The sequence below is a fragment of the Mesorhizobium hawassense genome (genome assembly GCF_003289945.1).
GTDB lineage: Bacteria > Pseudomonadota > Alphaproteobacteria > Rhizobiales > Rhizobiaceae > Mesorhizobium > Mesorhizobium hawassense.
Genome location: NZ_QMBP01000027.1, coordinates 39,545 through 63,726 on the forward strand (window position 1 = coordinate 39,545; position 24,182 = coordinate 63,726).

The window sequence follows — 24,182 nt, forward strand, 5'->3', positions numbered from 1 at the left end:
CGTCCCTGTTTCCATTGCGGGCTCTTCGCATGAATGGTTTCGGGGAGCAAGGATGACGGTCGTCGAGGCGGACAAAACCGTGGAAAGCGGACGAGGCGCGGAAACTGCCAATCTCCCTCCTCGTGGGGGAGATGTCCGGCAGGACAGAGGGGGGGCGCTGTCCCGCCGGCTTCGCGAGTATGACAGTCAAATCTCTTCTAGAAAGGATGCCACCGCTTCATCCACCCACATACGCCCGTTAGGAACAGCAAGCACTTTTCCCACGGTTCGTTGTTGCGACGCCAAGCCCTGTTGTTGTTGGTAATACGCGTATTGGGCACGGGTCGGATACTCACGGCTGCCAGCCGGATGCCCTTCCTGAACGTCCCGCCAGATCGAACCCCAGGCTGGTTCCCAGATTTCGACGAATCTGTGGAATAGGGCGAGCAAGGTTCCAGCCTCCAGTGGCTGGGCATCGGCCATACAGGTGAGTTCCAGGCTAGCGATGTTCTGGCTGTCTTCTGACAGATATTCGGAATACGCCCCGCAATGGACGGATGTCGCTGCCTCGATGCCTCCGCGGCGCTGGTTCCAAAGTGAAACGCGGTAACCTAATTCCGGTATCGGCTGGCGCGGCGGCATGTCGGTCTTGTTTTGACCTTTTTGCAGCAGCCGGAATAGTTCCACGGATGCCGAGGTGTCTATCGGTTCGGATGCCATCGCCTTTTTTAAGGATCTTGCCAGCGGACCCCAGCCTGCGAGCCTTTTGTCCGCTGCAGCCAGTGTTCGGAAATGCGCTTGAAGTTGCGGGATCAAATCCTCGGCAGTGCGTTTCCTTGGTCCCCAATATACGTAAATCTTGACCGACATGCTGCGCGCCTCCCTATGGCATGTAGCCTATCAGCTTCTTCCACAGGTCTCTTGGCCCAAAAGCCGGCGTTCCTTCGCGCCCCCCTCTGGCCTGCCGGCCATCTCCCCCACGAGGGGGGAGATCAGCAGTTCGTCCCTTGCGCCAATCCCCCATCTCCCTCATCTTTTTCCCAACAAAAACACGACGGGACCTCACGTGACCCTTCCCAACATGATCACGATCATGCGCCTGCTTTTGGTGCCCGCCGTGGTGCTGGCCATGCTGCAGTCGCTTTGGGGCTGGGCCTTCGCCGGCTTCCTCGTCGCCGGCATTTCCGATGGCGTCGACGGCTTCATAGCGCGCCGCTGGAACCAGTCGTCCCGCCTCGGCGCCTATCTCGATCCGGTCGCCGACAAGCTTTTGCTGGTCTCGGTCTTCGTGGTCATGGGTTTTGCCGGCGAACTGCCGCTGTGGCTGGTGGTGACCATGGTCTCGCGCGACGGGTTGATCGTCTGCGCCGTGCTGTTGTCGAGCGTCATGAGCCATCCGGTCGAGGTGAAGCCGCTCTTCGTGTCGAAGGCCAATACCGCCGCGCAGATCGTGCTGGCGGCGGTGGTGCTGGGCGAACTCGCCTTCTCTGTGCATCTGGGTCCGCTGCGGACCGCGCTCATATTGCTGACCGGGGTCTTGACCGTGGCTTCGGCCGCGGCCTATCTCGTGGCTTGGCTAAGGCATATGAGCGGCTATGGCGAAGGCTCCCAGACGAGCAACTCCCGTACAGGCGACACCAAGTCGGGCATCGGCAAGTCGGGAGGCTCCAGCACCGGCCCCTGACAACGATGCCGCCGTGATCGCGGCTGACGACGGCTCGGGCGGGCTTCGCCGCCAGGTTTTCTTCTGGCTGGCGACGGCCGTTCTGCTGGCGCTGTTCCTCTACATCTTCTCCGGCATCCTCTTGCCCTTCGTCGCCGGCATGGTGCTCGCCTATTTTCTCGATCCGGTCGCCGACTGGCTGCAGCGGCTCGGCCTCTCGCGCCTGATGGCGACGGTGGTGATCTTGATCGCCTTCATCGTTGTCGTGGTTCTTGCCTTCGTCATCCTGGTGCCGGTGCTGGCCACGCAGATGGCCGATTTCGGCCGCAAGCTGCCGGAATATTTGACGCGGCTGCAGTCGCTGATCACCAGCTTCGATCCGAAATGGCTGGAGCAGCGTTTCGGCGTCAATGCCGGCAGCCTGCGTGACGGGCTGAACTCGCTCTTGACCTCCGGCTTCAGCCTTTTGACCACCGTCTTCACCTCGATCTGGAGTTCGGGCGTGGCGCTGGTCTCGGTGGTCAGCCTGTTCGTCGTCACCCCTGTCGTCGCCTTCTACATGCTGCTCGACTGGGACCGGATGGTGGCCGAAGTCGATGGCTGGGTGCCGCGCGACTATGTCGAGACGGTGCGCGCGCTTGCCCGCGACATCAACACCGCCACCGCCGGCTTCGTGCGCGGGCAGGGCACGCTCTGCCTAGTGCTCGGCGCCATGTACGCCACCGGCCTGACCTTCACCGGATTGAATTTCGCCATCCTGATCGGCCTCTTTGCCGGCCTGATCTCCTTTATCCCCTATGTCGGCTCGCTGACCGGTCTGGTGCTCGCAGTCGGCGTCGCCTTCGTCCAGTTCTGGCCGGACTGGACGATGATCGTGGCGGTGGCCTGCGTGTTCTTCGTCGGCCAGTTCATCGAGGGCAACATCCTGCAGCCCCGGCTGGTCGGAAAGAGCGTCGGCCTGCATCCGGTCTGGCTGATGTTTGCGCTGTTTGCCTTCGGCGCGCTGTTCGGCTTCGTCGGCCTGTTGATTGCCGTGCCGGCGTCGGCGGCGATTGCCGTTCTGGTGCGCTTCGCCATCGCCCGCTATCTCGAATCGCCGCTTTACAAGGGCCACGCAGGCGGGCCGGTGGCGCCATTGCCGGCTGATCGCGGCGGCGGCCATCGCTCGACGCGGGGCTGAAATGGCTGCTCAACAAGCAGATACGCCGCGCCAGCTGCCGCTCGATCTCGGCCACGGCACCGGCTATTCGCGCGACGAGCTCGTCGTCTCGGGCACCAATGCGCAGGCGGCATCGCTGATCGACCGCTGGCCGGACTGGCCGTCGCCGGTCGTGGTGCTGGCCGGGCCGCCGGGCTCCGGCAAGACGCATCTTGCCCAGATCTGGCGGGATCGGGCGCATGCCGTCGCCGTCGATCCCGGCCGGATCGGTGAGCATATTGCCGGGCTCGGCGTCAGGCCGGCGCTCATCGACGACGTCGACAAGGCGGCAATCGACGAGCAGGGCCTGTTCCACCTGATCAACGCCGTGCGCGGCGCCGGCTCGACGCTGCTTTTGACGGCGCGGCGTTTTCCCTCGGCCTGGCGCGTCGCGCTGCCCGACCTCGTCTCGCGGCTGAAGGCGGCGGCGACGGTGGAAATCCACGAGCCGGACGATCTCCTGCTCGCCGGCGTCATCACCAAACTCTTCGCTGACCGCCAGATCGAGGTCGAGCCGCATGTCGTGCAATATCTGGTGCGCCGCATCGAGCGCTCGCTCGGCACCGCCATGCGCGTCGTCGAGCGCCTCGACCGCGCGGCCCTCGAACGCAAGACGCCGATCACCCGCGCCTTGGCCGCCGAGACCGTCAGCGCCATGGACGAAGGGCAAGGCGAGTTCGATATCTAATTCCAGGAAAAGTGAGGCACGGTTTTCCGTCAGGAATTGCGTCGAAACAAAGCGATGGAGAGGCGGTTCCGCTGTTACGCCCACAGTCCGGCCAGATGCCGGGCCAGCAGATAAGTTCCCGTATGTGCCGCAACGTAACAGGCGGCAACGAGGACGAAGAGCATCACGCCGGTGGACCGCGAACGGGCGGCGCCATTCTGCCTCTTGCTCGGCCGGTTGTTCCAGACCCACAGCGCGGCGCACAGAATGGCCCAGACGACCATCACCGGAACCGCAAAACCGTAATAGGCCAAATAGGCCGGGCCGATCAGCGACAGCAGCGCTTCGAGAACAGGCATCGAAAATCCCCCTTTCTGCGAAGTCTAGACCGGCGACAAAGCTGGAAGCGAGGGAATATTCGAGCCGCGCCGGGCGTTTACGTGATCAATCGCGGAGCATCCGGCCGGAGCTGTCCCATTCCGGAACAGACTTTCCGGCATCGCTCTTGCAACGCGGACAATGCCGGTTGATCCCGGTCCCGGTCGCGTTCCAGATCGGGTTGTAGGCTCGCCGGGCTCGAGGTGTTGGGGTTCTCGCCCGGCGGGTTTACCGTTTCCGCGGCCGAATGGGCTAGGCCCGCGTACGTTTGAGCTTTTCCCGCAACCTACGGATTTGCCGACGCCACCATGGCTTCGGCTTGCGCGGGACCAGGACCATCTTGCCGTCGAGGACGGCGTCATCCACCCAGTCATGCACTTGCATGCGCCAACCGGCCGTGACGCGAGCAAGCATCGGCAACGGGTCCTCCCCGGCGATCCGCGCCAGCGCCGGATCCTTCAGCACCGAGCGGAAATCGAAACCCTGGGCGATGAGCGCGCGCAGGAACACGATCTGGCGCCGCATGCGGTGGAAGTCGGTTCCGTGGCCGTCGACCATGGTGCGGGCGCCGATCCACTGGTGCAGCCGTTCACCCGACAGCGTTTCGCCCGGCGGCCGGAACGATACCAGTTTGCGGCCGTCCTCGATGCGGCTCGTGGGGAGGAGCGGATACCAGAAATCGAGCGGTTCGCCGACCGGCACCCGGACACTGGCGCCGGCAAGTGCTGCCTCGGTCGCGCCGCGCCTGAGGCAGATGGCGCTCTGTGCAGAAAATCCCAGCTCCGCGAGCGCGTCGAGCAGCAAGCCGCCGCCACCCATGGCGAAGGCCGCGTTGACGCGGTCACTGATGAGGGGAGACCAGAGGTCGCGCGGCACCCATGTCAGCCGGCGCCTGGAAACATCCACGAAGACGGTGATGTCGGTGTTGGCGTCCCAATTGTCCCTGTCCAGGATCGCTACAACCACGGCTGCCAAGATTGGAGCCCTTCTGGCTAAAGCAATTCCAGGAAAAGTGCGTAGCGGTTTTCCGTCCGAAATTGCGCAAAACAAGTCCTTGAAGCGGTTCGGCGATTCTGTGAAACGCTGAACCCGCTTCAGGGTGCGACGCCCTGCGAGACCGGGCCTGGTTCGGTCAAGAAAGGAAGCGATGGTCGGAGTGGCGTGATTCGAACACGCGACCCCCTGATCCCAAATCAGGTGCGCTACCAGGCTGCGCTACACTCCGACGTCCCGCGGCGTATAGGGGGCGCACGCCCGGAAGGCAACACAAAAACGGAAGCGCCCCGGTCGAGCCCATGCCGCAGTGTTGAACAGCGCCTGACCTCGGTTTCATTGACAAGCAGTTGGACCTGCTGTTGACTTTCCCTTGGGTCAATTGGGGGTTTGGACATGGCACGCTTCGCACGCGTCATAGCTTTCGCATTTCCATTGGTTCTGGCCGGTCTCCCCGCGTTTGCGGAAGACACGAGCAAGGCTAGCGACAAGCCTGAAGTTCTCACAAAAGTCACGCTGGAAGACATTAGGGACGCGCTGCAGAACGCCGGCTATCGCGGCCAGATAGGGTCGGACAACGGCGGCGACTTTGTCTCGAGCGCCTCGAGCGGGAGAAACTTCTTCGTCAGCCTCGGGGGCTGCGACGACCAGAAGCTCTGCAAATATATCCTGATGGAAACCGGGAGTTGGACACCCAAGACCGCGCTGACCGTCGATGCGATCAACCAGTTCCAAGGCGACAACGCAGGCTGGGTAACCCTTCTGATGTCCAAGGACGGAAAATGTTACGGCGACTATCGGGCCGTTCTGACGGGAGGCGTGACGAAGGCCTGGCTGCGGTCGACGCTGGAAGCGTTCGCAACCTCGACGGAGAACATCGCCAACTTCCTGGAGAAATGACCAGCAGACTGCCGGCCGAGTCCTGGCCGATCAGCGCTTCTGACTCGTGATCCTGTTGGCGATCGCCGCGCCCTGGATTCTGGCGTTGGCGAAGCAGCCGCGAATGCTCGGCCGCATGCCGGTGAACCAGAGCCCGGGCAGCTTCGGATCGTTCGCGGCGCCGTTGAACAGCGGCACGCCCTTGGCGTCGAGCACGCCGAGCTTGCCCAGCATCTTCTCCAGTCCGGTGCGGTAGCCGGTGGCGGCAATGACGATGTCGGGCGCAATGCGCTGGCCATTGTCGAGCACGACGTCGTCACGCCTGAATTCGCGCAACTGCGGCACGACGATGACGCGCCCGGCCTTGATGGCGTCGACCGCGCCGTCGTCGGCGGCGATCGCCGTATAGTCGGAGCCGAGCCGGCTGGCGCCGCCCGATGGGGCAGGGGGCAGGCCGTATTTCGTCAGATCCCCGAACACCAGGCGCTGCGTCGCCGCCATGACTGCATCCGCGAGCCATGTGGGCAGGCTGGCCATGAGCGGCGATATGCGATGCACCGCGATCTTACCGATGCGCTTGGGCAACAGCGAAGGTCCGTTGCGCGCCGAAAGCCACATCTGGCCCGTCTCGGCGCCGGAAAGATGGTTGAGCGCGTCGAAGCCGGAATTACCGGCGCCGACCACCAGCACCTTCTTGCCGGTATAGTCGCTCGCCTTGCCGAAATCGGCCGAATGGATGATCCTGCCCGAAAACTGCTCCATGCCCTTCCAGGCTGGGATGAAGGGTTGCCGGTCGCGCCCGGTGGCGATCACCACATGTCGCGCCGCCTTCAGGCCCTCGCTTATGCGCAGCAGCCAATGGTCGCCGCGAAATTCGATCTCCTCGACCTCGACACCGAAGGCGATCGGCAGCCGATGCGTCTCGGCGAAGTCGTTGAGATGGCGGATGACGGTGCTGCGGTGCGGAAAGGCCGGCGTTCCTGCCGGATAGGACACGCCCGGCAAGGAAGAGAGGTCGCGATGGGTGTTGAGGTGCAGATTGTCGTGGCGGCGATGCCAGGGCTCGGCCAGCCGTTGCTCGCGTTCAAGTATCTGCGTCGGCACGCCGGCCTTGGCCAGCGCATGCGCGACGACGAGCCCCGCGGCGCCCGCGCCGATGACGATCGCGCCGTCCGGTATCGCTGGCTCGCCGACCCCCGACGGCAAGACTTTCGCTTCCGCGCCCATTCGTGTCTTCATCGTCGCCATCATGCCTTCAAGTGGCATGACCATGTATCTGACATATGCCGCTCACCGGCCAAAAGGAATAGGCGGCGTTGCAAAAGCCTCCGGCATTGTGTCGCGGATTTCAAAGAGGCCTCTAGAGCAATTCCAGGAAAAGTGTGAGCGGTTTTCCGTCCGGAATTGCGTCAAAACAAAGAGATAGAGTGGTTCGCCGTTTCCGTGAAACGGTGAAACGCTCTAATGAGCCGGGTCGGCATGGCGGTGCACCAGCTTGAACGCGCCGTCCTCCAGCCGGAACACCTCGGTCACCCGCAGGGTCATCTCGGTCGCTTCGCCGTTCTTGCCCATGCGCGCCCTGGCATGCTGCAGCCCGGTCCAGAAGGCCAGGTCGCCGCTTGCCGACGCCTGCAGCACCTCGAGGTCGGTGCTGCCGCCTTTGTGGAAGCTCGCCGCGTCGCGTTCGTAGCGGCCGGCAACCGCCTCGGCGCCTTCCAGATGGTCGCCGCGCGGCGAAAAGAACGTCGCCGGCCCGGCATGCGTGACGATCGCCTTCAGCGAGGCGGCGTCGCCATTGACATAGTCCCCGGCGATCTTCTCGCGCTGCTTCATGAAGGCATCGAAGGATGAGCCGCCCGGATGCACCGTCCTGATCCACGTCTCGAGGCTGGCCATGAATTTTTCGAGGAAGGCGGCGGTGTCGCCGCTGGTCACGGCGCCTTTGTCATCCAGCAAGTCGGTGACATTGCCGATATAGGCCTCCGGCTGCTGCATCACCGGCATGTCGAGGAAGGCGAAGGTTTGTCTCAGCGCATGGTTGGCGCCGAAAGCGCCAAGCTGATACGGCGTGACGCTGACCACCCCGGCGGGCAGCCCCTTGAACACGCTCTTGCCCGACGGCCGCGAGCCGACATCCAGCGCATTCTTGAGGCAGCCAGGGATCGAGCGGTTGTATTCCGGGGTGACGAACAGCACCGCGTCGGATTCGCGTATCGCCGCGCGAAAGGCCGACCACGCCGCCGGCGGGCGGTCGCCGTCCAAATCCTCGTTGTAGAGCGGCAACTCGCCGATCCCGATGAAGCGGCAGCGCAGCGAATCCGGCGCGCGGGCCGCAAGCGCCTTGGCGATCTTGCGGCTGAAGGATTGGGCGCGCAGGCTGCCGACGAGCACGGCAAGCTGCAGGACGGCATGGTCGGTTGCATTGGTCATGGCAAAACGTCCGTTTCGATGATGGCTTGCGGGAAGGCCGGCCGCGGCCGACATTTCGATAATGTCGCCGGCGCGGCGAGGTTCCCTGCGCGATGGCGGGCAGGGCGCCGCCTGTGGCCTTGCCGCCGCGGCCATTGCACAGTAATGACGGATTGGCGCGAGATTTAAGGCTCCCTGGGAAGCCTCGAAGATTGCGCCGCAAAGGAGTGCCCGGATCTTCGGGCGGCAAAGAGGTGGTCATGTCCGCGCGCATTTTCAGTCCAGCCAAAACCGCGATGCAGTCCGGCAAGGCCAAGACCGGACATTGGGTGCTGGAATTCGATCCCGCCCAGCGCAAGAAGATCGACCCGCTGATGGGTTACACCACCTCGGGCGACATGCTGAGCCAGGTGAAGCTCACCTTCGACACGAAGGAAGAGGCGGTGGCTTATGCCGAAAAGGAAAAGATCGCCTATCGCGTCGAAGAGCCGAAGGAAGCCAAGCGCCGGCAGATTTCCTATTCGGACAATTTCCGCTATGACCGCAGGACGCCCTGGACGCACTGACTTTCTGGTCTTGCGTCACGCGGCATGACAGACCAGCCGGCTTGGCCGGCCGACGGTCCCGTAGCTCAGCTGGATAGAGCACCGGCCTTCTAAGCCGATGGTCGCAGGTTCGAATCCTGCCGGGATCGCCAATCTCCTTTTTTGGTCAACAATTTCAATATGTTGTCGTCGGAATTGCCTAACTCGTCCGACTGGTTAGGCAAACCGGGAAGCTTGATGACATCAAAACTGCCTTCAAGCTTAGCCATGGCTTGCGCGGAAAGCAGCTTGCGGCTGGCTTCCCGGCAATAGCGTTCGACCTCCCGAATGTCGGTGTGACCGGTAATGGACATGATCTCGGGCGCGGTGCAGCCCGCTTCCGCGAGTCGACGGCAGGCAGCCTTCCTCAGGCCATGCGGGGAGGAACGCGATGGCAAGCCTGCGTTGGCTGCAGCCTCGGATATGTAGGCTGAAAACGCCTTCTCGGATCTCGCTGCGTCGCCAGATTTGACGATAAACGTTTTGTTGTCGGCCGGGCAGCTTTTCAGGAACCGCGCAAGCTCTGCAGTAATGGGGATGTGCAGTTCCGCTCCGGTCTTTTGCGCCGTGATCACGAAAGCGCCGCTGGCTGCATGGCGCCAGCCGAGCCGCACAGCATCGGACCGACGCAATCCAGTATGGAGCAGGACTTCCATGGCCAGGCGCTCGGGCGTGCCGACCTTCCAGTGTTCGCGGTAGGCGGCAATGTCCTCTTCGGTCCACGTGCGGTGGCCGTCCGACTCATAGCGAACGCGTTTTGCGTCCGCGACTGGGTTGTCAGCGCGCATACCGGCCGAGACCGCGTAGTCCATCACGGCGGAAAGGCGTTTGCGAAAATTCGACGCTGCAGCTGGTGTCGACGCCATCTCGTCAATAATGGCGTTAACATGCTTGCCCTGCATCCCGGCAATCGGACCGGCACCGTATTTGCTCGCGACAAAGCGGTCGAGCACGCCGCGGTAAACAGCCTGCGTCGTGGCCGCCAGAGACTTGAATTCGATGCTGCCATAGTACCCGTGCACAGCGGCAGCGATCGAACCGGGCTTCAGACGGTTCGCCTTGACGGGCTCGTTTGCCATGGCGGCATGATACGCTGTCCAGAATTCTTGCGAGTATAGCGGCGTCGGCAACGCCAATTGGGGGTGGCCGGGGCGCCTAAGGTAGATCCGCGCTCGCCCGTGGCGGTCGACGTACTCGTTTATGTATGTCGGTTTTCTGTGGCGCATTCGCGGTCCCACCAGTCGGCATCATTGTCGTTGGCTGCAGCCGCCGCCGGCTTGCCGTCAAAAAGAGCGTCTAGGTCGTGTCGATCATACAAGGTCACCCCAAACAGCAGCTTGGGTGCCGGCACGTTGCCCGCAGCGAGCTCCTTGTCAAAGTGTGATGGCGAGATGCCGAGGTAAGCCGCCGCAGCTGCCCGCCGTAGCCCTCTGGGTTGAACAACCTGCATCATCGTTTCCTTCTAGGCATATGCAATTGGCAATGAGCCTGTCGACCCAAGCAAGGAACATCATCTACCGGTCTCAAAAAAGCGAAACGCCCGCCGAAGGAAACGGCGAGCGCAGGACGTTATTGGGACCGCTTTACCAAAATAAAAGTCAAGTCCGCCCTGCTGTTCATTGGCAAGGCCGCAGATATACATTTCGTCTGCGTCGAGTTCGGCCGGCTTCAGATCCCCTTCGGCCACTATCGCGAATGGGCCATCGTCGTCATAGACATTCTCGACCTGCCAAAACCCTTCAAAGTGCGCTGGCGCCAAGACGAATGCCTTCGCTCCTTGGCCGTACTGCACGACCTGGCCGGGGTGAACTGCATTAAACATGTCGGCGACTCCTCGTTGCTAGTTGATGTTAGCAATGGTAAAACAATGCAAGCGCACCGTCAACTAGCATCTGCTAACAATTGCAAACAGGAGTCATGCATGGCCCGTACCGCACCCCTCGGTTTGAGAATCGAACCAGCCGTGAAGGCAGCGCTCGAGAAGGCCGCTAAGGCGGATCGCCGTACTGTCGCGGCGTATGTCGAAATCCTCATCATCGCAGACTTGGAAGCCAAGGGGTTTTTAGTCCAAGGAGCCGCAGAGTAGGGCGCGCCGCGTTTTATCAAGCCACGGCACGCCCAGATTTCGAGGCGTCGAAATCGGTTCGCCGAAACCAGCCGGCCCGTTCCTGACTAGCCCAACAGCAGGGTAGTTCGCCGCGGCCTCAATGGCAAGCGAGACCGGCTTACCAAATTACCAATTTAGTGAGCAATTACAGTGCCTTGACTCCGCCGAGGTGCGCGTGCAATCCATGCCGCGCATGGATGAGGTCTTCACACTGGACGAGGTGGCTGCTGCACTGCGGATGACGCGGCGCGGCGTCCTGAAAATAGCCAAGCGCCATGGCCTCTGTATGGTGCACGGGCGTGAGGTGACCTTCACGGAGAGCGACGTCGAAGGCATTAAGCAGGCAATGCGGCCAGCAGCGAAACAGCCGCTACCGGCCGTCGCGGTGCGCAGCCAAGTTGAAGGGCGTGTTGGCAAGGTCAAATCCGCCTCGCCAAAGCTGCGCAATCTGTTCCTGCAGCGCTCGACTAAGCCTTGGGCGAAAAAGCTTCTGAAGGAGGAGTTCGGCGAATGACCGAAGCCGAAATGCTCCAACGCATCGAGGATCTCGAGGCCAAATCCGGCCAGGCCTACCAAGTCATCGGCAACCTGCTTTCGCAGTGCGGCCTGCACGAGACCAAAGAGGGCACACGAGCCTTGGACTACTTTTCGCAGGATGGCTACGACGACGATTTCTTGCCGTGGCCGAAGGGTGGCGAATTCAATTGATGCCGCCAGTGCGCAAACTTGTCTGGGCTGCGATCGACGCCGCCGAACAAATTGCGCTCGGTCTTCTTCTCGTCGGCTTGATGGCCTTTATTTGGCTGGAACGGCGATGCAAGCCTACCCGCCGCTCATCGGCGCCTGATGCGGCTTCTCATAATCCGCCGGCCGACCGTTTAGCAGATTCAGAGCACGCTTGATGTCACGCTGAAGATCCGAGCACGCGTCGTAGTGCGGCACGAACGGCGTCAGCGACAGCTGCGCTGCGGACAGTTCCTTGCCCAGCAGCCAGGCCGCCCTGTCAATCTGCTGGAGGTGGTATTCAGATATGGCTGGGAAGCGACGTCGGCGAGGCATCCGGTGTTCCTACACGATAGGAAAATAAGCCTATCAAGCTGCACCTAAAGTGACAAGAACTAAAAGAGAACAAAAAGCTTGTGGGAAACTCCTGCCTTTGCGGGCGGAGTGAGTCGGTTTTCAGTACATTGGGAGGAGTTGGATGGGGTCTGCGGTGTCACCTGGAAAATGACTTAAGCCGCAAACCCCGCGTTCCAGCTTGGAGCGTACCCGCGGGCGAGGGGGCAGTTAGCGCTGCCTCCTCGTTCCCGTTTCAGGGTGTAACCATTTTGGTTCCACGGTGCGATTTTCGCAACACCTGAAAATCGCTTTATACAAGTTTCTCGTGTTTCAGTGCGCCGGTTGGCCGTCAGTTTGCCCGGTGGATTAGCCAATTCGTGCCGTCGCTAATAAGATCGGCCCACTTGCCGGCTGTCGCTGCCAGGATCGCCGTGCCCGCCGCCCCGCCCGCGAGGGGCAAGACATTGGATGAAGCCGACACAGTCGTGAACGCGACCGTCGTTCTGATTGTGATACGCCTGCCGGGGAATGTCGCCGCAGACGGCAAAGTGATCGTGCAGGTCGACCCCTTCGTGACAATGATGTCGGTGACGCTTGACGCGACTGTCAGGTCGACGTTTGTCGTTGTTGGCGCCACGCGGTCTAGGCCGCCAATGTCAGGCGCGTTGCCGCCGACTTGCTTCGTAGAGCCGGTACCGCCATCTGAGACGCCGCCGGATATGTTGGCGCGCAGGCGACATCCCATGACGATATAGTTGTTGCTTGCGCCGGCCGCGATCTCGATGCCGTACTTGTGGCTGGCGCCAAAGCCAACGCCGGCACCAGACTGCACGCCGATAATGCTGAAGTCCGATATGCCAGCAGCTACAAGGATGCCGCTGTAGGTGCCCGACGACGCGCCGCTGTTACCAGCAACCATGCCGCCATTGATGTTCAGGAAGGCGCCGCCAGTGACGTTGATGCCAACCTGCTGGTTGTTGAAGACCCGCGGGTTGTTAATGTCCGTGCCGTCGATGTTGCCGAGCGATCCAACGATGATGCCGTTGTTGGTGCAGGTGGAGGCCCATGGCCCATCAATGAATGTGCCCTTGATTGACCCGCCAGCTGCCGGCGCAATGCAAAAGCCATACGTGCTTGTGTCGCACGTATCGCCGATCGAAAACGTCCAGGTGACCGTTTGGGTATTCTGCGGGTCGATGAGGTAGGCGCTTCCGCACCACAGAATCGAATTGCCTGAGGTGTAGGTGCCGCCAGACTGACGGATGTCGATGCCCGCGTAACCCTGCGTGCCGCTGGCGGCACCACGGATGAAGTTGTCGCGGATAAAGAAGTCGTTGCCGACAGCACCTGCGCCGCCGCCGATCTGGATGCCGAACGAGGTGGCATTGGCCGACTTGTAGATGCTGTTGTCGCGGATCCAGATCAGCGAGCAAGGGCCGGTCGTCTGGATGCCGATGTAGTGGCCGTTGAAAAGGTTCTCGTAGACGAGCACTTGGCCGACGCTGTCGATACCGATGGCTCGCCCACCAGTGCGCGTGACCGTGGTTGCAAACGTCACGCCACGCACAACGCAATTGCCGCCGAGGATAAGCATGTCTGCGGTGGCAGAGGTGGTCTTGATTATTGACGCATAGTGGTCGCCAAGCACCGATACCGCATTGCCCAGCGTGACGGCCGCACTCAGCCGATAGATGCCGCCACGGCGCAGCCTGATGACGCCACCGCCATTCGCGACCAAATAGGTGTTGGCATATTGGAAGGCGGTCAAATTGTCGGTGCTGTCGTCGCCCTTGCCGCCGAAATCCTCAAGCTCAACCACACGGTCAAGCTTGGCGGATACAAGACGAGCTACTGCGTTTGCGCCAAGATTTAGGAAGAACAGCTTGGCAGCCGAAATGCCATTTGCCGCGTTGCCAGCAGGATCGAAGACATCCGCGTTTGCGATCAGGCCGGCCGCCAACAGGGTAGCCCTGACCTGCGCCGCAGTCTGCGTGACGTATGCCGAATTGCCGGCATTGCGCTGTAGGAACGTGCTAGCGGCTGGGCTGGGCAGGTTGATGCTGCCAGCAGATGCCGCCGCTGCAGCAGCGCTTGCCGCCGCGTTGGTAGCTGCAGTTTCAGCCGCGGCACGGTCGGCCGCCGATGCCACATCGGAAAGCAGGCGGAAAGTACCGACCGACACGTAGCCGGCCACGATAGCGCCAGCCACCAAGTAGTTGGCCTGAACGTCGCTGCCGCTGTTGGTCTTGATCGGCAGCGCCGTAGCGCCGTTGAACGCCACTGTCGCGGCGCCAGTGTTGTTGGTGGTGATGTTGAGCGCGATTAGCGTGGCGCCGTCGTTCGCCGGCAGCGGAATGGCGGTGGTGGCAACGATAGCGTTGGCCGAGCCGGTGCCCGCGTTCGATGCCTTTATAAAACTATACGGCAGGTCAGCAACGCGAGACCAAGAGCCGGCACCGCTTGCGCCAAGCTTCTGGTAGACGCCATTGTTGGCAACCGTTGCGTCACCAACAACCCATGCCGAAGAATTGGCGCCATGGGCGAGGTCTGCATTCATCGCGGCAAGGCTGGTGTAGATGAGGCCGCCGTTCGACGTAAACGCCGTAATGATGCCCTCGAGCCAGGTGCCCCATTGGCGGATTTTTGATTTATAGGGCGTCCAGTTGCCGCTGGAGGGGACGCCGTCTGTGGTAAAATCGCGCCAAACCGACGCTGCTAAGTCAACCATTGTGATTCCATATGAAGAGGCCCGCGCAGTGGCGGGCCGTAAGAAGTGCTTAGGGTTTATGGGCGCGGGCTACTATTCGTAACCGCTGCCATCATCGAAGGTGCTACCGTCGTCATGGGGCGTGCCGACGTCCTGGTCTGGAGTCGGGGCGAGCGGGAGGGTTTCCGCCCCTTCAGCGGGTTTCGGGTCGTTCATAGTTTTTCCTTGCTGTTGCCGTGGCTGTTGATTTCTGATTTGCTTCACGATGTTCCTATGAAGAGGGGTTAAATGGATTTCTCGCAGGCAATTCCAATCGCAATTAGTGTTACCTCTTTGGGATTGTCCACCGTTTCCCTAGTTGTGACATACAGGCAAAAGAACAAGCAGGACAAGTTGGCCACCAGGAAGGCATTGACGGACACAGTCGCTGCTATCGTTTCTGCAAATATCGAAATGTCGAAACTGATTTATGCTGAAGGTGATAAACGCAAGGAATTGGTTCCATTAAGACGACATGTGAACACGCAGCGTCGTTACCTCGCCAATCATGGCGATCTCTTAGTAAGCGAGATTCCGGATTTGGCCACTGAAGTTGACTACAGCGTGCTCGCTGGCGCCTTCGAATCCTCATTCAACTGGGATCGCGCCGAGACGCTTTGGCATGAATCCGTCAGAGCATCCGATCACCCAGGCTCGCGAGCGATGAATCGACGGGGGCTTGCGGCCTTCTATTACCGCCTCGGCCGCTTTCAAGACGGGAGAAACGAGTTCGAGGCGTCACTCGGAGAGTTAATTGGCGACATCGACAGCGCCAGGAGGTTGCGGGCCGAAACCTACGCAATGTGGTCCCAATGGGAGGCCGATGCTGGATTTATTGAAGAAGGCAGGCGGCGTTACGAACAAGCCTTGGCGGAAGCTCACAGAATGGCAGGAACAGTCGATCGGCAAGACCTGCTCCATCAAATCCAAAGCGGGTCAGGAGGTTCCCAAATAAAATTAGCTCGACCGCGTTCAGACGGCGCTCAACTTTCCATTCGGAAGAGTTCCAAAGCCAGAAAGCCAACAAGTCGACCTAATGAGCCTAAGTAGGTGGCGGTGCGTTAGAACAGTCCCTTCTGGTAAGCGTCCTCTGTATCTTGTAGGCCGATAATCTTCTCAATTATGTTTTTAGTCCAGCTATCGATTTTCTCACGTTTAAGAAGCTGATTTGTATTTAATATCGCTCCGGTCCCAGTAACGCCCTTTTTCTCATAGCGAACCATTTCTTCGCCATCGACTGTCACACGGGTATTCTGTAAGTCTCTCTCGATTACGAAAACCACCGCAAGATGGTTTTCAGATTTGGTCCCGTCTCTAACCCAGATGCAATAGGGATTGTCATCGGATGGATCGACGTCGATGCCAATCTCCTCTTTGACTTCTCGGTAAAGGCACTGCTTCAGCACCTCAAGATTGTTTTGATCGACAAGAAAATTTGAATCCTCTTCGCGCACGTGTCCACCAAAGTACCCGAGTAACTTTTTCCGCTCTGGTGACTTCACAGACACGGCCTTCTCAGCTTTGCGCCCCACAAGAATACGCGGCTCGCCCCTTTGTTTAATGACCGCTATGGGAAGCAACTGCACCAGGCTAGAGTCATGTTCGACGGCGTCGCGTTCAGCATATGCCATCGAACCTTCGACCGCATCGCGAATTTCGTCAAAGCGGAATACAGAACTAAGGCCAGAGTTAATCTTCGACCTCGGAATATGCCCGATCTTTTCATCGGCTATACCACGCAGTTTTTCGAGCGTCAGTTTTGTAATGTCGTAACTCACCTTGTCCTGTGTTTTCTGGTCAGTGTTGGACATGGTGACCTGTCGAAACATATGCTTGTACTTTTCCAGAGACTTGCTCACTATCTCTCGATAGGACGCCAAGACTTCTCTGCGCATAACGCTTCCCTCCTTCCTCGTCAGCAGGTTTCGGTACTCGCGCTCGATGGACGTGTCAGGTGATGCATCAAAGGCCAAAACCAAGTCGATTACCATCCGAAAGCGAGGCGCTAAAAAGAAATTGATGAAGCGGTCGTAATCGTCTTGCCGGAGCAAGCCGTTCGTCCGCTGCCATTCAAACCAACACAGGGCGTCAAAAAAGCCTCTGTCCATAATTATAACGTCAACACGAAGCGCGTTGTTGGCGATCGTATCCATGAGTTGATTGAGAGCAGCGCACCCGGTCCAAACATTGAACACAGGGTCGAACTTGTTTGGGATAGGGCACACGCTGGCCCTCTCTGTGAGGACGCGGGTCCGAAATCCGTTCCTTCGCAGGAAAATGTCAAGAGAGTTTAGGGCAGAGGTCTTTCCTGACTTGGGCGATCCGGAAAACTCGATCACTATGGGGCGGCGGGGGCGAACGCGCCGCTTAAGGGCCAATATCTTGGCCGCCAACCTTTCCAGCTCTTGAATTTGTTTCGCGGTTTCAGCGTTTACCATTGATTTCGCCCGGACGAGTTGCGAACCGCAGTCCCTCGCTTTCGAAGTACGTGATTATTCGACCCGAGGAGAAACCCGCGAAGAATCCCATGACGAGGAATAGATATCTCGAGGACGCCTTTCCCGCGCTGAAATCGTTCTGTATCGCAAGGTCTATGCTTATCCGCCAAATTCCATACAGGACGAGAGAGATAGCAACAGCAGTGGGGATGCGCAGTATGAAAAATGCGATCGTGGAAAGTCGATTGACGGTCAAACCCTCAGGGGAGAAGTCGTAACTGCCATTGATGCCGGCCTTATATAGCTTCCTGGCATAGAAGATTGCCGAACCGGCAAGCGCGGAAAAGCCTAGAATTTCGATGATAATTAGCTCAGGCAAGACCTCCTGCCCGAGGCCCACCAAAAGTGGAATTAGCCTGTATCCAGCCCACAGTAGGCTAACCAAATAGAGTAGGAAAAGGAACAGCGCGTCAAATCGTCCAAGCGCCATGAGAGACAAATCTCTCGGTGCGCCAGCACTAGGCTCTTCGTCAGACAAGATACCCCCCAAGGAAACAACCCCGAGTCAGGTGTCTACCATAAAGCTAGCAGGCGTTGAAATTTAGTAGTTGTCGACGAATACGTATCCACCGAATTCGTGCCGGGTAATCCGCCGCACTGCCGCCAGCCGCGAAGAGCGCCGCACGCAGGCTCAGTTCGCCAAGCTTGCTTGTTTCGGCGCAGCTCCATGCGGCTGGGATCCGGCCGTGGCAGGTTGTGTGGTCATGGGAGATTCCTTGGAGCGGAGGCCGGTGCCGACGTGGCGAGCCTGTTTCGCAGTGCGACAAAATAAGCCAGCAATGCTGACATATTGTGCGTTGACATCCTGTCAACGGCGTGTATTTTCGGTTTCGCCGCGACGCTGGTATTTATTTACATTTTAGTAATGTTCTGCCAAACAAAAAGGCAGACGGCAGTTGATTCGCCGTCTGCCTCTGTCTGTTGCGTACCGCGGTCGTGTGGCGCCGAGTGGACGAACAAAGACCGCGAGTCCGCTCCCTAGCAGGTCGGCAACTAGCGTCCTGAGGCCCCTTTGGCAAGCCACAGGAGTAACGACAGATGGCGAAGAATCCTCCCCTTCGGCCTGGTCAACATGCTCCACGCTCTGGTCAGTATGAAATTATTGGCCCGCGTGGCGGCAGAGGACCGGAACGGACAGTGACTCGTAACGAGCCGCTTCCGCCGACCCCGAAGCCTGGATCCACTTACAAGCTGGTCGATCCGACCAGGCACGGCAAATGAAACTGGCGGCGGGCTTCGGCCCGCCGTTTTTCGTTCAATCACAACCAAAGAGACACATAAATGACCGAGAAGTCTTCAGGCCAATCCACGGTTACGACCGTAAAAATTGACGTGGCGCAGAAATCCGCCACGACCGCGCATTACCAGGGTAAACTCACGGGGTCATCCTCAGCAGGCGGAAGCACCGCCTCAACGGGAAACGGCTCCTCTGCGAGTGGCGGCAACTCTTCAACTGCAACGGGTGGCAAAAAGCAGTGAGCATCTTCGATGCGGCTGTGATCAGCTACGCTGCAAACGTAGTGACCATAGTCGGCTTTCCGGTTGCTATTGCGGGTCTGGTGATAGTTTTCTTCCAAATAAGGAGGGACAAACTAGCCGGATCCGCGTCGGCTGTCGTCGGCATCCACGAGAGCGTTCGATCTCGCGTGGATCATATTTCCTCAGTGCCATCTGTCGACGACAGCAGCCGTGAAGCTGCATTTTATGATCTATTCAACGATCTCGAGTTGGCTTGCGCTATTGTTTTGGACAGCCCTGTCGTTGGCAGAACCGGTGAATACGTTCATCAGCTAATCCGAGATGTTCTGCGTATCATTCAGGACGATGCGGTACTTAGTGAGCGGCTTCAAAGCGCCATCCACGACCCCAACACGTTCAAGAACATCCGCGACTACTTGAAGAAGCGTTAGGCCGCATCGAGGCTATGCGCCACCATGCGGTCCTTGCGGGTGTACTCGATGGCCAGCCAAAAGGTCACCGGGTCACCGTCGCGAAAAGAACCACACTCGCCCGCCACCGGCACCCGCTGACCATCAGCGAGCGCCACCCTCGGATGATCTGCCGCGTCGATGAACGTACCTGTCTCGCGCGGCCTCATACGGCAATGCCCCTAAGCCTCATAGCTGCTGCGGCGCGGCGGCGGCTGGCGACAACGACGTCGCCAACCGGATCTGGTGCCGAACGCGTGACCAGCACAGCACTTGTCTCCGGGTAGGCTGGAAGTGGTGTCAATGTGACCTCGTACAGCCGAGCCTCCTCTACAATGCGCAGCGGCAACTCGCTATCGGTGCCCTCAACCCATGTCTCTCTCGTTGCGGTAAACGAGAATGAGCAGCCCTTTACGTCCTGACGGCGCACCGTGCCGATTGCCGTGAGGCCGTCTGGCGTCGTCTCGTCCGGCGTAAGCGAGAAGTACAATCCCGCCCGATCGCTGCGAAGTTGCAAGGTGCCCGCCGACGTCCTGCCCAGCGGCCTGTCCCAGTCATGATTCCAGAGGGCCAGCACATCGGGATTTTCACGAAGGCTGCGGTCGAAAGCACCAGCCAGGAACTTTTCGCGAAAGAGACCGCCAATCACGGTCTCTGTTCCGAAGACAGCAGCATAGCCGCCAATGAAGTCAGCCATTCCGTCTCACTCGCCGCTCCATTTTCGCCAGCTGGATGCGGCGAGCGATTGTCTCTGCAGCCTCATCGTTATCCGCGTGCTGTGCGGCGCCGGGCAGTTTCACTGCGCGTCGGATCGGGCGTCTTTTGGCACCCTCCGTCGCGCGCTCGACGCGGAGTTCGTTCTGGCGTTCAACTGACATAGCCGGCCCTCTGAGCGTCGAGGATGTATCGGCCAAGGCTTTCGGTGAAAGCGCTTAGCGGACGCATTGATGGCAGGTAGGTGATGCCAACGTCTTCCCGCTCGAGGGAATCAAGCACCTTTTCGGCCTCAGCGTTTGCAGTCACGAACGCCTCAAGAGCTGCGCAGGCCTTGGCGACGCGCCGGCCGTATTCTTCGCGCACCATGGCGCATGCGGCAAGCGATGCGGCAGAGCGGCGATCTTTGAGGCGGTCGCGCATGATCTTGGTGGCGGCCTCTAGATCCGCAACGCGTTGACGCAGGTCTTTCAACTTCGCCGGTCGTTGGTGGAGAGTGGTGTCAACCACATCGCCCAATAGTTCAGCAACGCCGCTGCGGATGCGTGGCGCCGGCCTAGCACGCATGTCGTCCTCGAGCGCAGCGACTTCGTGGTGGGCCAGCGCGTGCTGCTCAACCAGTTCGGCGAGCCGCGACTCGATAGCGGCGTATTCAGTGTCGGCTTCGGCCAGGCTGGGCACGTGGAATTCAGATGATTTAGCCATTGCGATTTCTCCTTAAACCAGTTCGATGACGTCGCCGGCGGAAAGGGTGACTGAGAGCGCATCGCCGCCGTTCAGCGGCCGACTCTTGGTGGCGGTGAAGATTGCGCGAACAGTGACGGCGTTGTTGTCGATCGGCCGGATGTTCACGACGCCATCGGATGAGGCAGCGAAGCGCGCCCCCTTGCCGTAAAGCAGCTGCGTCTCAGTGCTCGTTTTGACTTCAAGAATGGGTGTCGTCATTCGCTGTCTCCGAAGAGTTCGCGCAGGCAGTCGACAAGCGCTGCGCCATTAAGGGTTGTTGATTTGCGGTGGCCTGCGGCCTGCCAATGGCCAGCATCGGCACCCGCAGGCACAAAGCGCGCTGCGGCGCCGGTCAGGCCGTTGGCGATGACAATCTCAGGCCAGGAGGAAACCACCTCGATCAGGTCGCGACGAAGCAGGTCTGGGTGCTCGCCGTGAACCGCGGCATCGGCAAAGATATCGAGCGCTCGACCGGCCGTATCGATCCTGTCCGGAGCGCCTGTGAGATCGGCACCGCCAGGCGTCATGTCGCGCCATGCGCGGACGGCACCGGCCGCCCTGTGCAGCGGCCCGTCGACAGCCAAAGCAATGATCAGCGAGACTACGTCATCGATGTCGAGTTCAGGGGCAGCGCCAGGGCCGCCCAACGGCCACAGGTCGCCTTCCTGCAGGCTGCGGGCCGTCGTTCGGCTTCTGGTTTCTGGAAAGCCAAGATGGCGCTCAATGGCCACGAAGGCTTGATTAGGTGCGGCCATGCATCTGGCCTCCTTTCACGCTTAATCGTTCAAAGTGGATTCGGTTTAAAAAAAGCCCGCGCCTGGAGCGCGAGCTGTCGCCTGCGGTACTGCCGCAATGACGAATTTCTGAAGGGGAACTAGGCCTTCATCATACTCTCTGCGAGTATGGTGAAATGTCTCCCTTTCGCGTGAAGGGTCGAGCGTTTGGCTCGGGGCCGAATTCACACCCCCTCATATTACTCTCCGCGAAAACGCGAAAAGTGGCCGTTGCTAGGAAGAAAAATGCTGAAATCGCCCGCAGGTGAGTGACTTGGGGGAGGTGTGTTGCATTTTGGAGACGATTTGGGCGATTGCCCGGTCAGGAACCGCAAACTATCCCCTTCATATACATACGCTACAACTGGCCACGATTTTGCCAGTCAGCGCGAAGAAATCGCACATTGGCAAGCAAGTGCCCAGAGCCTGTTGCATTTCGGAGACAACCTACGGCAACAGCCCGGCAATATAGCTAGATTTTGACCAACTCGGCGATCTTTGCCGCGACTTCCGCCATCGACTCTTCGGCGGTATTCAGCCCTGCTCGTGAGGCTAGCAGCATGCTAACCTTCTCAAGTTCGTCATAGGTCGTTCCATGAACAACCGGCACGAGCCGCTCTCGCCTGAGCAGCGCCGAAAGCTCTTTGTCTGCGACGCCTTCTGCCGGGAGGCGTCGCAACATAGCCGGGGTCACCAAAACTATGCCGACGCGCGAATTCACCAGGCCCTTGTCGATAGCCCGCATCATCGGCACGCCGAGGCCAAGATCCTTCTCGCTGAACCAAACGCGCACGCCGCGCGCTTCGAGCAGATCATGCAGTTCCTTCGCGGACCCCTGCCTGTCGTCCCACGCGTGACAGAGAAACACGTCGCGAAGGTCAGGCTGCGCCGCCGCCAAGTTCTCGACGTTCGCGCGAACGGGTGTGAGCGCCTGCACCTGTTCAGGTGTGTAGAACACGCCCGAACCGGCTCGCGACCACCGCGGCTTTGAGGTGCGGCTGGAACCACCGCCGCGGCTCCCACCGCCGCTGCTTCCTGGCGAAGAGTAGGACGGCGGCGATGAGTACGAGGGGTAGCTGCTATACCCGCTGCTATAACCACTGTAGCGGCGGCCATATCGGCCGCCGCGGCATGCAGGGCAGTTCGCAGCGGCGCTCGCTGAGCGATGGCCCTCTACTGGTGCTGTACATCTAGCCATGTGGTAGTCCCCCTCTCACCCGGCCCTTTCCGAGTTGGCTAGAAATGGTTGTCTCCATTTACTGCTACAAGAGGGAACCTACAGTTTTTTTAGGGGAAACTGTTGCACGCAAGTCATTCATTTTTCCGGCGATGTGTGCTATATTTCACATTGGCGCGACTCTCGGGTGGTCCGAGACAATCGTAGGCCAAGTCACCGAAACCCATGGTGAGCTAATGAAGCAACCTCAGAATGAAAGGATCAACAACAGTGGAGTTACACGACGGACTTGAACTAATCCGCACGGCGAGCAACCTGTTTTTAATTGCTCTTCAAGGATGGACGCTTTTAAAAGGGAAAGGAGATACCAAGAAAAAGCGACGTAAGCATTAAGAAATTTATGAGGAGGGGGCAGGAATGCTCCCCTCCTTTAATTTGACCTATTGCGCCACCCGCTGCCGGCGCGTTTTATCACCTCGAAAATGTAGGGCTCTCGCCGATCGGATGGATGGTCGTAAAACGGCGATCGCGGATTGCTCCACTCCGCTTCAAGCTCATCGCGGTAGTCTTCCCATAGGGGCATCAGCACGTCGTCGGGGATGATGTCTCGCGTTGGCTCGAAACCGTAATCAGCGAGATCCTCGAAATAGTCGCGACCGCCGCGCATCCACAAGTCGACCGTCCACAGAGGGATTTCACGCAGCTTAGCGCGCCGTTTCCTCAGCCTGCGAACCATCAGCGATAGTCCCTAGTGCGTGGAGGTCTGCTGCTGGCTGGGTCATCGACGTCGAACGCAAGTTCGCGGATCAACCTGGCGAATGCGATACGGGCGTTTTGGAGTATCCCGCATTCCGGCCGCTCCTTTGGCTGGCCGAAACGGTCGAGGAAAGTCTGGCCGTCTTTGTCCAAAACCTCGCGTGCGGTCTGCGCCTGATCCCAAGCCTCGGCAGCGAGCGTCAGCAGGCGGACATGGTGCCCCTCCAGCGCGTGGCCATAGTCTTCGACAACTGTTTTGAACCACTTTTTGGTTGCTGGCCGCAGATGTGGCGGCACTTTTGGCGCGTTTACGCCTTCTTTCATTGGGTTATTCCTGTGTTTTCAGGGCTCAGTGCCTTGGTTTGCAAGGCCGCCGAATTTTGTTTCAACCGGTCCCTTGCCAGCGCGTATGTTGGTGCGCACGCCGGTCCGGGGTTTCGACCGGGCTAAGGCCTCGGACACCCCCTAGGGGGTGCCGTTCGCGGCCTGCAGGCGCGTTGTCGTTGGCGGGCCGTAGGTCGGGGCGCAATTCGTAGAACTCGCTCCAGCGCATGCGCCTGCCGCGGTACGGCCTATCGTTGTCGCTCAGGGCTGTCATGTATCACCAGGTCCAGTGCTTCGTCTTGCCGAATGGATCCTTGCCCGGCATCACAGCGCTGACCGTTTCCACCACCTTGCGCCCGGCACGGTCGGTGAAGGCGACCAGCCACTTTACGTGCTCTGGGTCGTCGTCGTTTACCGCTAGCACTCGGCAGCTGGCTCCGTGGATGGGATGGGCTGCATCAAAGGCTTCCTCGCCAAGCGCGGCGGTGCCGCGCGTCTCGTAAGTCATGATGGTCTCCAGATTGCTGTGGGTGTGAACACGCCACCGGGCTTCCAGCCGGTGGCAGGGTGTTCCACCCCAGCGGGGGTTATAGGGGGTGGAAGGGACAGGGGGTGGAACAGGGT

Annotated in this window: 32 protein-coding genes and 2 tRNA genes; 12 read left to right on the forward strand and 22 right to left on the reverse strand. The window is 59.9% G+C overall.

Annotated features, from left to right (window positions below; genetic code table 11):
- Nucleotides 1–186: 186 nt before the first annotated feature.
- Complete coding sequence (locus DPM33_RS32810) at nt 187–849, reverse strand: Imm52 family immunity protein (RefSeq protein ID WP_112101511.1); 663 nt, start codon at nt 847–849, stop codon at nt 187–189.
- Nucleotides 850–1,045: 196 nt separating this feature from the next.
- On the opposite strand from DPM33_RS32810, the gene DPM33_RS32815 reads away from it, so the two are divergent.
- From DPM33_RS32815 to hdaA, 3 genes are read left to right on the forward strand one after another with little or no spacing between them, the layout of a single operon-like run.
- Nucleotides 1,046–1,663 (forward strand): CDP-alcohol phosphatidyltransferase family protein, encoded by a 618-nt coding sequence (locus DPM33_RS32815; RefSeq protein WP_112101512.1) that lies wholly within the window; start codon nt 1,046–1,048, stop codon nt 1,661–1,663.
- The gene (locus DPM33_RS32820) at nt 1,575–2,822 is read left to right on the forward strand and encodes an AI-2E family transporter (protein WP_112101513.1); all 1,248 of its coding nucleotides are present in this window, start codon (nt 1,575–1,577) and stop codon (nt 2,820–2,822) included. The genes DPM33_RS32815 and DPM33_RS32820 overlap by 89 nt, the downstream gene beginning before the upstream one ends.
- Nucleotide 2,823: 1 nt before the next feature.
- The gene (gene hdaA, locus DPM33_RS32825; RefSeq protein WP_112101514.1) at nt 2,824–3,528 is read left to right on the forward strand and encodes a DnaA regulatory inactivator HdaA; all 705 of its coding nucleotides are present in this window, start codon (nt 2,824–2,826) and stop codon (nt 3,526–3,528) included.
- 74 nt (nt 3,529–3,602) lie between these two features.
- Here the strand turns inward: hdaA and DPM33_RS32830 are convergent, their stop codons facing one another.
- The 3 genes from DPM33_RS32830 to DPM33_RS32840 form a co-directional block, all read right to left on the reverse strand.
- On the reverse strand, nt 3,603–3,866 hold the full coding sequence (locus DPM33_RS32830; RefSeq protein WP_112101515.1) for a hypothetical protein: 264 nt from the start codon (nt 3,864–3,866) through the stop codon (nt 3,603–3,605).
- 271 nt (nt 3,867–4,137) lie between these two features.
- Complete coding sequence (locus DPM33_RS32835) at nt 4,138–4,851, reverse strand: LCP family protein (protein ID WP_167449293.1); 714 nt, start codon at nt 4,849–4,851, stop codon at nt 4,138–4,140.
- Between the two features lie 182 nt (nt 4,852–5,033).
- A tRNA-Pro gene (locus DPM33_RS32840) sits at nt 5,034–5,110 on the reverse strand.
- Between the two features lie 164 nt (nt 5,111–5,274).
- On the opposite strand from DPM33_RS32840, the gene DPM33_RS32845 reads away from it, so the two are divergent.
- On the forward strand, nt 5,275–5,778 hold the full coding sequence (locus tag DPM33_RS32845) for a YbjN domain-containing protein (RefSeq protein WP_112101517.1): 504 nt from the start codon (nt 5,275–5,277) through the stop codon (nt 5,776–5,778).
- A 30-nt stretch (nt 5,779–5,808) separates the two neighbouring features.
- Here the strand turns inward: DPM33_RS32845 and DPM33_RS32850 are convergent, their stop codons facing one another.
- Both DPM33_RS32850 and DPM33_RS37680 read right to left on the reverse strand, forming a co-directional pair.
- Nucleotides 5,809–6,984 (reverse strand): flavin-containing monooxygenase, encoded by a 1,176-nt coding sequence (locus DPM33_RS32850; RefSeq protein WP_112101518.1) that lies wholly within the window; start codon nt 6,982–6,984, stop codon nt 5,809–5,811.
- 234 nt (nt 6,985–7,218) lie between these two features.
- Nucleotides 7,219–8,187, reverse strand: coding sequence for an NAD(P)H-dependent oxidoreductase (locus tag DPM33_RS37680; protein WP_146770367.1), 969 nt, complete (start codon nt 8,185–8,187; stop codon nt 7,219–7,221).
- A 239-nt stretch (nt 8,188–8,426) separates the two neighbouring features.
- Here DPM33_RS37680 and DPM33_RS32860 point away from each other — a divergent pair, with 239 nt between their 5' ends.
- Together DPM33_RS32860 and DPM33_RS32865 are read left to right on the forward strand one after the other, a co-directional pair.
- On the forward strand, nt 8,427–8,732 hold the full coding sequence (locus tag DPM33_RS32860; RefSeq protein WP_112101520.1) for an ETC complex I subunit: 306 nt from the start codon (nt 8,427–8,429) through the stop codon (nt 8,730–8,732).
- Nucleotides 8,733–8,786: 54 nt separating this feature from the next.
- A tRNA-Arg gene (locus tag DPM33_RS32865) sits at nt 8,787–8,863 on the forward strand.
- On the opposite strand, the gene DPM33_RS37825 is transcribed toward DPM33_RS32865, so the two are convergent.
- From DPM33_RS37825 to DPM33_RS32880, 3 genes are read right to left on the reverse strand one after another with little or no spacing between them, the layout of a single operon-like run.
- Entirely contained in the window at nt 8,822–9,976 is a 1,155-nt protein-coding gene (locus DPM33_RS37825; protein ID WP_112101547.1) for a tyrosine-type recombinase/integrase, read from the reverse strand. The two genes, DPM33_RS32865 and DPM33_RS37825, sit on opposite strands and share 42 nt — an antisense overlap.
- Entirely contained in the window at nt 9,949–10,203 is a 255-nt protein-coding gene (locus tag DPM33_RS32875; protein ID WP_112101521.1) for an XRE family transcriptional regulator, read from the reverse strand. Before DPM33_RS32875 ends, DPM33_RS37825 begins: the two co-directional genes overlap by 28 nt.
- A 57-nt stretch (nt 10,204–10,260) precedes the next feature.
- Nucleotides 10,261–10,572, reverse strand: a complete 312-nt coding sequence (locus DPM33_RS32880; protein WP_112101522.1) for a hypothetical protein — start codon at nt 10,570–10,572, stop codon at nt 10,261–10,263.
- A gap of 99 nt (nt 10,573–10,671) precedes the next feature.
- Between DPM33_RS32880 and DPM33_RS36500 the strand changes: the two genes are divergently transcribed.
- The 3 genes from DPM33_RS36500 (at nt 10,672) to DPM33_RS32890 (ending at nt 11,565) form a co-directional block, all read left to right on the forward strand.
- Entirely contained in the window at nt 10,672–10,836 is a 165-nt protein-coding gene (locus tag DPM33_RS36500) for a hypothetical protein (protein WP_167449294.1), read from the forward strand.
- Between the two features lie 121 nt (nt 10,837–10,957).
- On the forward strand, nt 10,958–11,371 hold the full coding sequence (locus DPM33_RS32885) for a helix-turn-helix domain-containing protein (protein ID WP_146770368.1): 414 nt from the start codon (nt 10,958–10,960) through the stop codon (nt 11,369–11,371).
- Entirely contained in the window at nt 11,368–11,565 is a 198-nt protein-coding gene (locus DPM33_RS32890) for a hypothetical protein (RefSeq protein WP_112101524.1), read from the forward strand. Before DPM33_RS32885 ends, DPM33_RS32890 begins: the two co-directional genes overlap by 4 nt.
- Nucleotides 11,566–11,679: 114 nt before the next feature.
- On the opposite strand, the gene DPM33_RS32895 is transcribed toward DPM33_RS32890, so the two are convergent.
- Both DPM33_RS32895 and DPM33_RS32900 read right to left on the reverse strand, forming a co-directional pair.
- On the reverse strand, nt 11,680–11,916 hold the full coding sequence (locus DPM33_RS32895; RefSeq protein ID WP_112101525.1) for a hypothetical protein: 237 nt from the start codon (nt 11,914–11,916) through the stop codon (nt 11,680–11,682).
- A 349-nt stretch (nt 11,917–12,265) separates the two neighbouring features.
- Nucleotides 12,266–14,644 (reverse strand): hypothetical protein, encoded by a 2,379-nt coding sequence (locus DPM33_RS32900; protein WP_112101526.1) that lies wholly within the window; start codon nt 14,642–14,644, stop codon nt 12,266–12,268.
- 267 nt (nt 14,645–14,911) lie between these two features.
- On the opposite strand from DPM33_RS32900, the gene DPM33_RS32910 reads away from it, so the two are divergent.
- Complete coding sequence (locus DPM33_RS32910) at nt 14,912–15,712, forward strand: tetratricopeptide repeat protein (protein WP_112101528.1); 801 nt, start codon at nt 14,912–14,914, stop codon at nt 15,710–15,712.
- 11 nt (nt 15,713–15,723) lie between these two features.
- On the opposite strand, the gene DPM33_RS32915 is transcribed toward DPM33_RS32910, so the two are convergent.
- Nucleotides 15,724–16,815 carry an NUDIX hydrolase gene (locus DPM33_RS32915; protein ID WP_167449295.1) on the reverse strand — a complete coding sequence of 364 codons (1,092 nt, stop codon included), beginning with the start codon at nt 16,813–16,815 and terminating at the stop codon, nt 15,724–15,726.
- A 271-nt stretch (nt 16,816–17,086) separates the two neighbouring features.
- Nucleotides 17,087–17,638 carry a hypothetical protein gene (locus DPM33_RS32920; RefSeq protein ID WP_146770369.1) on the reverse strand — a complete coding sequence of 184 codons (552 nt, stop codon included), beginning with the start codon at nt 17,636–17,638 and terminating at the stop codon, nt 17,087–17,089.
- Between the two features lie 997 nt (nt 17,639–18,635).
- Here DPM33_RS32920 and DPM33_RS32930 point away from each other — a divergent pair.
- Nucleotides 18,636–19,070, forward strand: coding sequence for a hypothetical protein (locus tag DPM33_RS32930; protein WP_112101532.1), 435 nt, complete (start codon nt 18,636–18,638; stop codon nt 19,068–19,070).
- Here DPM33_RS32930 and DPM33_RS32935 read toward each other — a convergent pair.
- Both DPM33_RS32935 and DPM33_RS32940 read right to left on the reverse strand, forming a co-directional pair.
- Nucleotides 19,067–19,258, reverse strand: coding sequence for a hypothetical protein (locus tag DPM33_RS32935; protein ID WP_112101533.1), 192 nt, complete (start codon nt 19,256–19,258; stop codon nt 19,067–19,069). The two genes, DPM33_RS32930 and DPM33_RS32935, sit on opposite strands and share 4 nt — an antisense overlap.
- Nucleotides 19,255–19,785, reverse strand: a complete 531-nt coding sequence (locus DPM33_RS32940) for an HK97 family phage prohead protease (RefSeq protein WP_112101534.1) — start codon at nt 19,783–19,785, stop codon at nt 19,255–19,257. Before DPM33_RS32940 ends, DPM33_RS32935 begins: the two co-directional genes overlap by 4 nt.
- On the opposite strand from DPM33_RS32940, the gene DPM33_RS32945 reads away from it, so the two are divergent.
- A complete protein-coding gene (locus DPM33_RS32945; protein WP_112101535.1) occupies nt 19,772–19,963 on the forward strand; it encodes a hypothetical protein in 192 nt (63 codons plus the stop codon). The genes DPM33_RS32940 and DPM33_RS32945 overlap by 14 nt on opposite strands.
- Here the strand turns inward: DPM33_RS32945 and DPM33_RS32950 are convergent.
- The 7 genes from DPM33_RS32950 to DPM33_RS32980 form a co-directional block, all read right to left on the reverse strand.
- Nucleotides 19,956–20,507, reverse strand: coding sequence for a hypothetical protein (locus DPM33_RS32950; RefSeq protein ID WP_112101536.1), 552 nt, complete (start codon nt 20,505–20,507; stop codon nt 19,956–19,958). The two genes, DPM33_RS32945 and DPM33_RS32950, sit on opposite strands and share 8 nt — an antisense overlap.
- Nucleotides 20,508–20,519: 12 nt before the next feature.
- Entirely contained in the window at nt 20,520–20,747 is a 228-nt protein-coding gene (locus tag DPM33_RS32955; protein WP_112101537.1) for a hypothetical protein, read from the reverse strand.
- Entirely contained in the window at nt 20,744–21,283 is a 540-nt protein-coding gene (locus tag DPM33_RS32960) for a hypothetical protein (RefSeq protein ID WP_112101538.1), read from the reverse strand. Before DPM33_RS32960 ends, DPM33_RS32955 begins: the two co-directional genes overlap by 4 nt.
- 490 nt (nt 21,284–21,773) lie before the next feature.
- Nucleotides 21,774–22,259: a toll/interleukin-1 receptor domain-containing protein gene (locus DPM33_RS32965; protein WP_342634389.1), complete on the reverse strand. Its 486-nt coding sequence runs from the start codon at nt 22,257–22,259 to the stop codon at nt 21,774–21,776.
- A gap of 649 nt (nt 22,260–22,908) precedes the next feature.
- Nucleotides 22,909–23,214, reverse strand: a complete 306-nt coding sequence (locus DPM33_RS32970; RefSeq protein ID WP_112101540.1) for a hypothetical protein — start codon at nt 23,212–23,214, stop codon at nt 22,909–22,911.
- Nucleotides 23,214–23,558: a hypothetical protein gene (locus DPM33_RS32975; RefSeq protein WP_112101541.1), complete on the reverse strand. Its 345-nt coding sequence runs from the start codon at nt 23,556–23,558 to the stop codon at nt 23,214–23,216. The genes DPM33_RS32970 and DPM33_RS32975 overlap by 1 nt, the downstream gene beginning before the upstream one ends.
- Nucleotides 23,559–23,835: 277 nt before the next feature.
- The gene (locus DPM33_RS32980) at nt 23,836–24,066 is read right to left on the reverse strand and encodes a hypothetical protein (RefSeq protein WP_112101542.1); all 231 of its coding nucleotides are present in this window, start codon (nt 24,064–24,066) and stop codon (nt 23,836–23,838) included.
- Between the last annotated feature and the right edge of the window lie 116 nt (nt 24,067–24,182).